The organism is Corynebacterium casei LMG S-19264 (genome assembly GCF_000550785.1).
Lineage (GTDB): Bacteria > Actinomycetota > Actinomycetes > Mycobacteriales > Mycobacteriaceae > Corynebacterium > Corynebacterium casei.
In genome coordinates this window covers 1,052,795-1,064,600 of the sequence record NZ_CP004350.1, presented here as the reverse complement: position 1 = coordinate 1,064,600, position 11,806 = coordinate 1,052,795, and the positions used below count along the sequence as shown (strand labels likewise).

8 protein-coding genes, 1 pseudogene and 1 CRISPR repeat array are annotated in these 11,806 nt (G+C 53.6%); of the genes and pseudogenes, 4 read left to right on the top strand and 5 right to left on the bottom strand.

Annotation, left to right across the window (positions count from 1 at the left end; all coding sequences use genetic code 11):
- Nucleotides 1-5 precede the first annotated feature (5 nt).
- The 3 genes from CCASEI_RS04930 to CCASEI_RS04920 all read right to left on the bottom strand — a co-directional run bounded on the left by CCASEI_RS04930 (nt 6) and on the right by CCASEI_RS04920 (nt 5,755).
- A complete protein-coding gene (locus CCASEI_RS04930; protein WP_025387325.1) occupies nt 6-1,271 on the bottom strand; it encodes a Fic family protein in 1,266 nt (421 codons plus the stop codon).
- Nucleotides 1,272-1,854: 583 nt separating this feature from the next.
- Nucleotides 1,855-2,361, bottom strand: a complete 507-nt coding sequence (locus tag CCASEI_RS04925) for a ClbS/DfsB family four-helix bundle protein (protein WP_025387324.1) — start codon at nt 2,359-2,361, stop codon at nt 1,855-1,857.
- 145 nt (nt 2,362-2,506) lie between these two features.
- Nucleotides 2,507-5,755 (bottom strand): LamG-like jellyroll fold domain-containing protein, encoded by a 3,249-nt coding sequence (locus CCASEI_RS04920; protein ID WP_025387323.1) that lies wholly within the window; start codon nt 5,753-5,755, stop codon nt 2,507-2,509.
- A 262-nt stretch (nt 5,756-6,017) separates the two neighbouring features.
- On the opposite strand from CCASEI_RS04920, the gene CCASEI_RS15440 reads away from it, so the two are divergent.
- Nucleotides 6,018-6,473, top strand: a complete 456-nt coding sequence (locus CCASEI_RS15440) for a hypothetical protein (RefSeq protein WP_025387322.1) — start codon at nt 6,018-6,020, stop codon at nt 6,471-6,473.
- Between the two features lies 1 nt (nt 6,474).
- On the opposite strand, the gene CCASEI_RS04910 is transcribed toward CCASEI_RS15440, so the two are convergent.
- Entirely contained in the window at nt 6,475-7,308 is an 834-nt protein-coding gene (locus CCASEI_RS04910) for an IS3 family transposase (RefSeq protein WP_155894813.1), read from the bottom strand.
- 23 nt (nt 7,309-7,331) lie between these two features.
- On the bottom strand, nt 7,332-7,616 hold the full coding sequence (locus tag CCASEI_RS04905) for a transposase (protein WP_081466614.1): 285 nt from the start codon (nt 7,614-7,616) through the stop codon (nt 7,332-7,334).
- Between the two features lie 105 nt (nt 7,617-7,721).
- On the opposite strand from CCASEI_RS04905, the gene CCASEI_RS04900 reads away from it, so the two are divergent.
- From CCASEI_RS04900 to CCASEI_RS04890, 3 genes and pseudogenes are all read left to right on the top strand, one after another.
- Nucleotides 7,722-8,849, top strand: coding sequence for a hypothetical protein (locus CCASEI_RS04900; protein WP_025387321.1), 1,128 nt, complete (start codon nt 7,722-7,724; stop codon nt 8,847-8,849).
- Between the two features lie 72 nt (nt 8,850-8,921).
- Nucleotides 8,922-10,238 (top strand): annotated as a pseudogene (locus CCASEI_RS04895) (TrkH family potassium uptake protein).
- Complete coding sequence (locus CCASEI_RS04890) at nt 10,231-10,911, top strand: potassium channel family protein (protein ID WP_025387320.1); 681 nt, start codon at nt 10,231-10,233, stop codon at nt 10,909-10,911. Before CCASEI_RS04895 ends, CCASEI_RS04890 begins: the two are co-directional and overlap by 8 nt.
- A 404-nt stretch (nt 10,912-11,315) precedes the next feature.
- Nucleotides 11,316-11,711: direct repeats of the CRISPR family, unit length 30 nt; unit sequence TGGGACCATCCCCGCGTGTGCGGGGCAAAG.
- Nucleotides 11,712-11,806: the final 95 nt, after the last annotated feature.

Below are 11,806 nucleotides of genomic sequence, written 5' to 3'. Positions count from 1 at the left end.
CTCCATTAGTCCGAAATTCCCAATAGCTCAATAGCTTCGTCGGTCAATGCAAATACCAACGGACGCTTTTCCACTTCTCGGATGAGTCCAGCTTCCCGAAGCTTCAGAGTTCTAGGCCGAAGCACCTTCTTCGATAGTCCAGTAACTGCAGATAGTTCATCATTAGTCATGCCAGAACGTGGACCAAAAAGACGAACTTGCCCCAACAGGAACAAGATTTCGTCCTCTCTGTCTTGAAGCGAGGCTCCATTGCTGTCTCTATTGCTTTTGTACCGATCAATCCCCTTGCTGAGCTGTTCTAGCTGGCTAACCTTCTCAGTTAGTGACTCCAGTAAATCTAGCATCGCGCTAGCAAGAATTTCTGCCAAATCGTGGACGAAGAAGGTTAGCTCGCCGCGATTGAGCTTCTCCTCAGCGATACTAAATGCCTTGTAGTATCGAGCTTTTTGATGAAGAACCGCAGCTGAGAGTGAAATAGCCGTAGGCGCAGAGAGATACTCCGTCAGTTTAAGTCCGAGCAGGAACCGGCCAAATCTACCGTTGCCATCGTAAAAAGGGTGAATGTGCTCGAGCAGAAAATGGCCGACAAAAGCATTCACTAAAACATGCTCGGAGTCTTGCTGCGCATTCAGCATCGTTAGGACGCCCGAATGAATGGCATCTTCTCCGCTAAGACCACGATGAATTTCTTTAGTTCCATCTGTGATACTTACAGTGCCTTTTCTGAAATACAATCCATCCAGTTTGTCGTCAGCCGCGATTTCCTTCCCCATGAGCTGGTCGTACAACTCCCGCATTTCCTTTAGTGTTGCAGGAAAGCGAACACGCTCATTGTCGAGCTCTCCGAATAAGAGCAAGTACGTCTTAGCCATTTCTTGAAAAGGCCGAAACGACAGATTAGCTGAATCTTTAGATTCTGCTGCCCGGATAGCATCCTCGATCTCATTGTGCGTGGAATGGATACCTTCAATTTCATTGGTGGACTGAATTTCGCTAATCAATAAAGAGTGCAGGTAATGGTTTCGAGCCACACCAGGAAGCAGATTCCATAGCTTTTGAATCTGAAATTCGGTTCGCCAGATCTTTTCAATTTCAGCAGTCAATTCCGCGACAAGGTTGACGAAGACAGGATGCCCATTCACGGTGTAATTCCAGTGAAGCGAGGAAGGGGAACTGATACGCAGGTTAAGCTCTTCTTCCAACAGAGATCGCGCGTTAGTGCCAGCCTGGTGGTAGTTAATCTTCATTTGTTTATACCCAGATGCCTGCATTACATTCCCTCCTTCCCTTGAAAAGCCTTGAACCGAATTGTCGCATCTCTGATTTGCGACTATTAACGGCTACTGCAAATAGCCTAATTTCCCTCACCAGGGGCGAATGGTAAAAATATAGTTCAAAATGACTCAAAAAGCTACCAATGAGCCAGATCGGGCAATAAATGACAAACTTTTGAGTAACTTAAATGCCCAAATAGCCATTTTGGGCAAATAATACAATCACATATAGCAACAAACTGTCCACGCTTGGCAGAATCGTCGTGCAACTATGGTCGAGTGCATCCATCGTAACTACAGTGGTGGCGACTTAGGATATGTGATGGTTTATGGAAAGCCTTTGGTGACTCTAGGACAAGCTCGAGCGATGGTAAAGGTCGAGACAGTGACCTTGTGCTTCGCGATGTTGAAAGTCTCCCATCACATGCTGCAGTGGATTAGCTGCGCTTGTAAGTCACTAAGGCCACGCCAATGCCGTAGAAGGCAAAACCGTTCTTGTCAGTGTCGGCTCGGTCACCGCCCCGGGGAGCCTGTACGACTCTCGAACTATTGGAAAAACCGAAACTATGGAGGAATGCTCTTACTGTCCGGTACGTAGCCATGCACGGATTCTGGAACGTGCGTTGACGTAGGGCGACGAAGTATTAAATGAAATCATTCGACCCATCGTCCATTTCCCGTACCAAGGTTCTCCATAAAGCTCATCATCTTCATAGCCATTTATCAGCTCGATAATCGAAGCTTTGGCATCACGCAGCTCCTCTCGGAGATAGTCCCAGGACTCGGTTTCGTGCTCGGAATAAAAACGCTGAGCGAGGGCGCCAAGTTGATTCCACTTAATCCCTGCTGCAGGGAATTCATCGGGAAGGCCTGCGGATCGACGTTGGTGCCATATCAGTACTTGTTGGTTCCAACCGATGAGGTATGCCACAAGGTCGGAAGGGCTCATCTTTGTATCTTTTGCGTGACCGTCAAGAACGGGGTCTCTTACAGTTCCTAACGGGACCCTGTCAAGGTCACGCTCGAGCTGAACGAAGGTCTTCTCTATCGCTGCAAGAAGCTCATCCCTAGTTTCAGGAACCGCCATCAGATTTACAATCCTCCAGACTAAGCGCTATTCCTAGGCACAATGCTCGCCCTCTTTCTTCCAATGCTAGTCCCTCATCGACGCAAAAGACGTACGCGGCGACGGTGAAATAACACTGGGAGTTTCAATGCTACAAAAGAAAATCTTAAAGCCGAAGCGCCCCTGCGATTGCTTCAAAGAGGCTGCGGAATGCGCCGCCCAGGGCATCGAAGATTCCGAAAATTCCGCGATTAGAAGACTTCGTGTCATCGGAAGAGCTCGAAGAATTAGAGGAGCCCGGGGAACCCGAGGAGCCTTCGGAGCTGCCCTCCGAGCTGCCGACGGAGCTCGAAGAGTCTTTCTCAGTGACCACGACAATACGGTTTGCGGTTGCTTGGTTGCCATTGGCGTCGCTGACAACATAGTTGATGATGTAGCGGCCTGGCTTGTTGATATCGATGTTGCCGACTACTTCGATGTTGTCCGTGACATCACCGTCGACGTCATCGGTAGCAGTCACGCCAGCTAGCAAATCTGCCTGAGAGCCAGCTTCTACCTCAAGGTCCTCAGCTGGGATAGAAAGTTCTGGTGCGGTGGAATCCGTGCCGGCATCCTGTGCGGTAAAGACTGCGAATTGGCGGGTCTCGCCAGGTTCTACTTCTTTACCGGTAGCGATGTCGCGGCTGGTGGCGTACCACGCATAGACCGCATCGGATTTGAGTCCCGACCATTTGACCTCTGCTGGCCAACCAGAACGTGCCTTTGATTTGCCGATTTCCTCGCCGGTATCGGAAACAAGAGTCACGGCATCGGTGGAGAAGCTTGTCTTGCGGGTTTCAAATTGCACTGGCAGACGGGTGTCGTCTTCAGTGCCGTCATAACGGGAACGGTCATCATATTCCGTAGCACCAAAGTTATCCAGGAACGGTGAGTAGGTATCCACAATCATCTCACCGGCATCCAGATCAAACTGCAGAAGACGCAGGAATGCGGCACCAAATTGCAGTGGAGTATCCGTGCCGTAGTCTCCTACCTCGGTCAGGCCGAGTTCATCAGAACCAACTTCGTAGAACTGGTAATCCGCCAGCAACTCGGTGACGTGGTTGCCTTCGGTGCCAACGTCCTTGCGGGCAACAATGGATACGCCATGCTCATGGCCAGAGAGCACCAGCGCAACGTTAGGGTTTTTCTCCACCACACTTTCTAGGACGATGCTTCCATCATGCGAAGCATTTGCGCCGCGTCCGTCTGGGGAATTACTTGGCTTGTTATAAGCGTGGGTCAACACAATTGCATTGCGGTCTGGGTACTGCTTCAGCACACTATCGGCCCAGTCAGCTTCTTCTTGGGTTACGTCATAGCCCAGGCTGACGACGACAAATTCGAGACCTTCGGCGCTAAACAGGTCATAGTGGTTGTCATTATCGCCTTCTTTCCACGGATGGTGGGAAGCTTCGCGTTCTTGCCATCCCGCGGTCTGCTCCAGTGCTTCATAGCGCTTAGGCCCAAAGTACTCGTTGTACAGGTTGTCTGGGCCAGTGTCGCGGCCGGTCCAGTTATCGTGGTTGCCGGGAAGAACGCCGTTGACAATCTCGGCGTCATCCAGAATCTTCTGCGCTTCAGAGGCTACTTCAAATTCTTTTCGGGCATTGTCCTCATCATCGGTTTCCCGGATCCAGTTTTCAATGATGTCACCAGTGTGTGCGTGGTAGGCAATCTTGCGCTCATCAGCGTTATCAGCAACCCATTGCGTGGCATCCAGGTAGGACTGTTTCCAGACCGCACGCTCTTCTTCCGATGCATTTTCTACCGCACCTTCGACAATGTACTGGGTGTCAGTGTGGTGTGAGATAGCGAAGTCATAGTCATTTGGATCTGCGAAGCTATCCTCGACCGTATTCGCGATGTCGTCTGCAAATGGGTCATAGCCAAGAACCATCGCGTGAACATCAGTGCCGTCGACATGCTCCGCAGTGACGTCACCGTTTAGGCTGACATCGCCGTTGTCTGCTCCGCGGGTGCTAGCCAGCTCATCCCACGTGGAGGTGGCAGTATTCCAGGCAAAAAGTCGGGCGCTGCGGTTTGGGTCAATCTGGCCCTTCCACACAATTTGGTTTTCTTCCGCGCTGTTTTCTGGAAGCGCAACGTCGAAACGCTGGAAAGGCATTTGCTGTGTAGAAGCGGTCTGTGCAGCTTCCTCATCCCCTGGCTTGAGGCTTTCAGAGATCTCAGTGGCATCCTCATACTCAAATTCGAGTGAGTCTGGCAAAGCTCCCACGACGCCTTGGAACCCGCCTTCCGGCGTGGAGGTTGCGCCCTTGGTGAAGGTAGTTTCCACATCGCCACCTGAAGGATTATCCGCGATTGCGGATAACGTGACGCTGCCTTCACCTTGGTCTGTGTCAGTGCCAGCGCCTTCTGGGATGTTACCGCTGGTGAAGTTGATTCGCTCGGAGATTTCTCCTCCGAATACGTCCTTGGCGTGGATGAAAATCTCGTGGTCTCCTTCCAGTAGACCAGGGCCGATGAGCTGGCCTGCTTCAACCTTTTCACCGTCGAGTTCATAGGTTGGTTCGCCGCTTATCAATGCATCATCGGAGTATTCGATGTCAAGCTTTACAGCATCTTTCACGTGCTCTGCGCTGGCTGGAGTTGTAGAAACCAACTCCAGCGCCTTGTCGCTGTTGACGCCAGAATCTGCGTAGAGGGCATCAACATCAGCCTGGGCAATTGGTTCGGAGAACAAACGGGCGCTGCGGAAGGAGGCATCGGCAAGCAACTGCGGGTTGTCTTGGCCATTGGTATCTCCACCAACGGTGAAAGAATCTGCATTGCCCGTAGGAACGTTGTACTCCCCTGACGTTGTCTTGGTGGCCGCCAACTCTCCGTTGAGATAAAGCTGCGCCTCATTGCCGTCCCATACGCCGACGGCGTGGTACCAACGGTCAGGGTCAACTTCCACGCGTGCCTGCTGGTAGCCGGAGCCAACGTTGATGATGAAAGACAGCTCATTTTCATAGAGCGCTAGCGCAAATCCGCCGGCTTGTTTGTTGGCACACAGGCTCTTTTCACTGGCGAATTCGCCGTTGAGTTTGAAAGTACATTCCACGGCGAAGCCATCAGGCAGTGCCTCATCCTGGTCCCCGATATCGAACTGTACTGCATCATCTTGGCCATCAAAGGTGGCAACGGGTGCCTCGAGCGTCGGGTCGACGGCAAATTTTGGATCGCCGCTGACCTTAGCTGGCACATCGCGTGCATTATCAATTGCTCCCGATTCCGAGATTTCAATGTCCAGCAGGTCTGCCTGCACGTTTTCTTGTCCATGGGCTACCCCGACCATGGCGACGTGGCTGACGGTCACAGCACCGGCTACGACTAAAGCTGTTGTCAGCCGAGTCGATTTAGTTGTCATGTGGTTTTCTCTTCTCAATGTAGTTGCTCAATACCTTTGGCGAAGCGGTCGTTTCACCAAAGAACGCGTCCTCTTCGAGACCGCGCCGGATGCAGGTTATCGAGGCAGGGTTAAGCTAAAACAAACTGCAAAACAACATCGCACCAACGTTAGGTAGATGAAAGAACTAGTGACGACGAGATCCCTAACACACGGTTTCATTCTTGCGCCACTGTGAAATTGTTGTGGCCGCATTACCCTGGTGTGAACTACCGTGGAGTGCATGAGCGCGAAGAAGAAGCCCACCAAGAACGTAGCCAAGACGAAGCCAGAAGCTGAAGCGCAGCAGGCGCTGACTGAGGCTGAGCTCAAGGAAGTCAATAAGCAGGCACGTCCAAGCATCGGAAAGATGATGGGCGTTTCGCTGTTGGCTAGTGCCATCGGTGGTGGCGCATTGGTCGGTGGCATCGGGGCCGCTATCGATACTCCTCAGCGCGCGGACTATGAGATTACCGATACCGCAGACATGGAAATCACCAATACGTTCAGCACGGAGGTTCATAATCCTGATGGTGTGCTGAGCGCGGAAGATGAAGCCCGTATGGAGCGCGATGTTGAGCGCCTTGAAGCACCAGCCGTGGTTGAGCAGCTGCACTACATGGTGTTTGAGGAAAATGATGACAATGTCAATGACACTGTGGAGGAATACTGGGGTGGTCTGGATTTTAGGTCCAGTTGATTTAAGCGACTTTGCTTAAAAACTGCTTCTTGAATTCCTCCGGCGGGATAAATCCCAGTGCCGAGTGAGGATGATACGTATTGTACCTGTGACACCATTGTCCGATGCAGTACCGGGCATGTTCCAGATCCAGGAAGCATTCCTGCTCAAACAACTCATCACGCATCCTGTTATGCAATGACTCCACAAACCCGTTATGCCACGGCTGACCAGGAGGAATAAACGCCTGCACCGTCTCTTCCTCAGCAGCCCACGACTGCAGAGTCTTACTGATAAATTCAGGCCCATTATCCATCCGCACCACACGAGGACGCTGACCACGCTCACAGGCAATAACATCCAGCAATTCCACAACAGCTGCAGCATCAATAGTGGAATCTGCTGTAAACCCGACATGCTCACGGGTGAACTCATCCATCACGTTGCAGACCTTGATTGACCTGCCGTGATAGTCCGAATCGAACTGGAAATCCAACGCCCACACATCATTCGGACATGCTGCTGGCTCCACCCTGGGAGTGGGATCCGCCAAGGTTTTCGGCTTCGACCGTTTCCTCGACGGAACCCGAAGATTTTCCTGACGCCACACACGCCGCACCACGTCCCGTCCCACATCAAAACCTTCCTCTTTAGTTTTAATCCAGGCACGGCGATATCCCCACCGAGGATTCTGTGCAGCCCACGTATGCAACCATTGCCGAAGCTCAGCATACTTATCGAACGTGACAACGTCTTTGGCGTGTTTGTGGGCTCGTTGGAAAGAACTTCTAGCAACCCCCACGATCAAGCAGGCACGACGCTGGGATAACCCCAGCACATCCATGAGATGACGCACGGCGTCGTAGCGTCTTGTGGGGGTTAGAATTTTCCCTCAGCCAACTCCTTGTAGGCTGCTTTATCTAGCTCTGCTTCGCCTAAAAGCTTCTTTAACCGGTCGTTTTCATCCCGCAGGGCTTTCAGTTCTCGTGCACCAGCACGATCCATCTGACCATAGGTTTTCTGCCAGCGATGCAGTGTTGCCTCACTGACTTTCAGATCGCGGGCTACATCAGCGTTCGTTTTACCTTCCGCCTTGAGCTTCGCGGCCTGGTCAAGCTTGCCCACGATCTGTTCTGGGGTGTGCTTTTTAAACTTCTTCATCATTGACCATCTTTCCACCCCGCAACGGGGTTTGCTCTGAAAGACTCTCAAATCAAACGGCCCGACAAACCCAGCCCACTCCAATACCTGCGCGATAATCGCCCAGATTTGATTGGTGATGACTCCTTTGCTGACGGTGTCCTGATCGTTGGCGTCGGTCTGGACCCGCGTCAGGCATTTGTCTTTGCGGGCGATGACGTCGCGGAAGCACTAGACCTTCGCGACAGCTCCCACTTGGATGATTCGCTCGATGCCATTAAGCCCGGTGTTGAGGACAACAACATCCCGGCTGGTCTTTTCGCCGGCGCCAACGCAGCAACGGATATCTCGACGTTGGCTGAGGACCGCTACAACGACGCGGTCGGCGACCGTATCGGCGCGATGGTTGGTTCCGGTATCGGTGGCGGCGGTGTCATTTTCGCTACCGGTATGGGTATTGGTGCGTATCGCCGCAGCAAGGCGAAGAAGATTGCCCAAGCCCGCGCAGAGATGTCCCTGGTGGGCAAGGAATATGGTGAGTTGGCCACGCGTCTGGATCAGATTGACATCCGCGCACATTCCCTGACTTCCCCGTTCGCGAATGCCACCATGCGCAATGAGTGGGAGGAAGTCCGTGACCGCTTCTTCAATATCCACGGCCAGGTGGATTCATTGGGCAATCTCACCTCACAGTCCCCGGATGAAAAGTACCTTGAGCAGGCCGATGCCATCCACCAGGCCGCAGTGACCACGCGTGAGGTCAGCTACGCGGAGGACAACATTGACAAGCTTTACCGTTTGGAGCACGGCGATGACGTGGTTCGTCGTACTGAGTTGCAGGCGCTTCGCGATGACGTCGTTGAAGCCCAAGTCGCCCTCGACGATGCAGAATCCGGCCTCTACCGCGAACTTCAAAACCTGCGCGAACGGGCAGACTCCATGATGAACCGGACCCAAGACTCCGGTTTCTTGGACGAATACGTACTCTTGCTTGGTGATTACCGCACCGCCCTTGAGCAGCTACGCAAGCAGAAGTTCGACGACCTCGATGAGTCCGAGAACACCGCACTGGTTGCCCCAGGTATCACCAGCCCCGACTACCGCGTGGGCTACGGCTACAACAACTTCGTTCCATTCTGGGCGCTGAGCACCTGGCACTCCACCAACTCCGCCGCCCAATCCTCCGGCAGCGGTGGCGGCGCCAACACTGGATTTAGCTCTGGCTTCTCTGGTGCGGGTGGCTCATCGAGTTTCTAGTGCCTAAGACTCCTGACTTACTCACAGGTTCTGGCTAACAACTGCGAGCCAGGACCGGAGTACAGTTTTTCCGTGGAATCAAGAAGTTATTCCGTGGAAAGACCGAGGGCTCGCCTTCTTCGCCATACACCTTCACCCGCGCAGGCGGTGGCCTTAGGTTTCTTAGGCCTCATCGCGCTGGGAACCCTGGTGTTGAGCATGCCGGTGGCATCATCCACAGGCGAAGCCACCGGATTTATGCCAGCCATTTTCACGGTGACCTCAGCCGTTACCGTAACTGGCCTGGCCGTGGTTGACACCGGCACCCACTGGAACGGACGAGGCCAAGCGATAATCCTGCTCTTTATCCAGGTCGGTGGCTTCGGCATCATGAGCATCACTTCGTTAGCGGGCATGCTGCTGACCGGGCGCATGGGGCTCCGGTCTAGGCGCTACACCCAGGCAGAAAACCGCTCTTTGGGCACCGGCGATATCGCCCGCACCGTGTTTGCTGCGCTTGTCATCACTGTCCTTTGTGAGGCAGTCGTAGCGCTCATCACCGCGGCGCGGTTTTCAATCGAATAAGGGATGACTCTCCCACGGGCGTTGTGGGAAGGCCTGTTTCACGCTGTATCAGCATTCAATAATGCCGGCTTTGGACTGCGCAGCGACAGCCTAGTCTCTTACGTCGGGGACGGCTGGATCATTCTTCCGCTGGCATTCGCACTCATTACCGGCGGACTAGGCTACCCCGTGGTTTCTGAGCTCTACGACAGGATTCGCGAACGGTGGAGACGAGGGGGCATCGGCAAGCAAAGCAAGCTTTCCGTCACCACCAAAGTAACGCTGCTGGGCACGAGGCTACTCGCCGCGTTCTTCCAGGGTGTCACCCCGCGTACCGCGGGTTTCAACTCCATTGATTACGGTGAAGCACAGCCGGTCACGCTCATGGTCACGGGGCTTTTGATGTTCATTGGCGGTGGCTCTGCCGGCACCGCTGGTGGTATCAAAATCACGACCGCAGCCGTTATCCTCGCGGCTATTATCGCGGAAATCCGTGGACACAATGAGACCACCATCGCGCACCGAACGATTAGTCAATCCGTTGTCCGGCAGGCGCTTGCCGTAGCATCCAACAGCGTGGTGATTGTGGTTGTAGCCGTGGCTGCCATTCGTATTTTCGAGCCCAACTTTAGCGGTGAGTCCATCACTTTTGAAGTCATCTCCGCGTTTGCAACTGTTGGTCTTTCCACCGGTATCACCGCTGATCTGGGTGCTCCCAGCCAGCTCATTCTGTGTCTATTGATGTGCATTGGCCGAATTGGTCCGGTAACCCTAGTGGTTGCGCTGGCTGCCCGGCACTCTGCCCGCCGATTTACTTATCCTGAGGAAAGGCCCTTCATTGGCTAACACATTTGGCCGTATTCGCGGTCGTATAGAAATCTCCCCCGTCGTGGTCTTAGGCCTGGGCCGTTTTGGCGCATCGCTGGCAGAGGAACTCACCTGCCACGGCGTGGAAGTCCTTGACATGGATTCTGACGCCAAACTGGTTCAGGAGTGCTCCCGCTTTCTTACCGATGCCGCCGTCGGTGACACCACCGACCAACAGACCCTGGTGCAATTCGGCGTCCACGAGGTAGAAAGAGTCGCCCTAGGTATCGGCTCCAGCCTGGAATCATCCATCCTGACTGCCTCCAACCTGGTTGACCTGGGTGTGCAGGACATCTGGACAAAAGCCGACTCCGATGCCCACGCCAAAATCCTCACCCAAATCGGCGTGCACCACGTCGTCCGCCCTGAGCGCGACACCGGCCGGCGCGTCGCTCACATCCTGGGCGGCCGCTTCAAAGACTTCGCCCAATTCGACGAGGACTACGGCATGATCAAGCTCTCCCCACCTGCCATACTAATCGGCAAAGCAATCGACTCCGACCGCCTCTGGAAGAAATTCCACGTCCGCGTCATCTCCGTACGCAGCAATGACGTGTGGGAGCCTCTAGCTGCGAATCGCACCCTATCCCCCGATGACCAAATCATCATCGCGGGGGCTCCAGAAGACCTGGAGAGGTTTGCGAATAGCTAGGTCGATCCTTGTGATTCTCATTAAGACGCTACCCAGAATGAAGCCCCGCTGTATTGTGAATCCCTCGAACGCACAGTTTGAAGTTATCAACTGATTAACATCACCCCCGCGTGTGCGGGGCAAATCAAGAAAATTTGATTACACCAAACATAATCATTGGATCATTCCCGCAAACGCAGGACGCGAGCTACCAATTGTACAGCAGCCCAATTAACTGTTGTGCCTTGGAACCGACGACAATTTTTGAATCTAAGCCGACAACTGTGGGGCAAATGGCAATCTATATTCTCCCGTAACTCCTCCGATTCCGTCTTCTAGCGGATGAAAGTTAATCTTCAACCTGTCATTGCATTCCCCCGCGTATGAAGCAAAGCTCTCCGAAGCAAAAGACCGCGCCACTAGTCCCGGACCATCCCCGCGTGTGCGGGGCAAAGTAGAAATGGCGTTGCCAGAAGCAACCGTCAATGGGACCATCCCCGCGTGTGCGGGGCAAAGCCAACCTTGCCTTCCTTGCGTGTTTCCACCTTGGGACCATCCCCGCGTGTGCGGGGCAAAGTCTGTAGGTAAGGCGCGCAAAGCGTCGAGGGTGGGACCATCCCCGCGTGTGCGGGGCAAAGCTAGTGACGTTCGCTGGCCGCTCTTGCTATGAGGGACCATCCCCGCGTGTGCAGGGCAAAGGGCAAGTTTTTCTTGTGGGACAGCTCTTTGATGGGACCATCCCCGCCTGTGCGGGGCAAAGAAAGCGATTGTGTCGGTGACAATATCGGGCTTAGGACCATCCCCGCCTGTGCGGGGCAAAGACTTCCCGACCTGCTATTTTACAACCCCAGACGGTGGTTTTGATGCAACTTGTTCAATAGGCAGGTCTCCTTTCTAGAGCAGCGAGGTTTGAGTT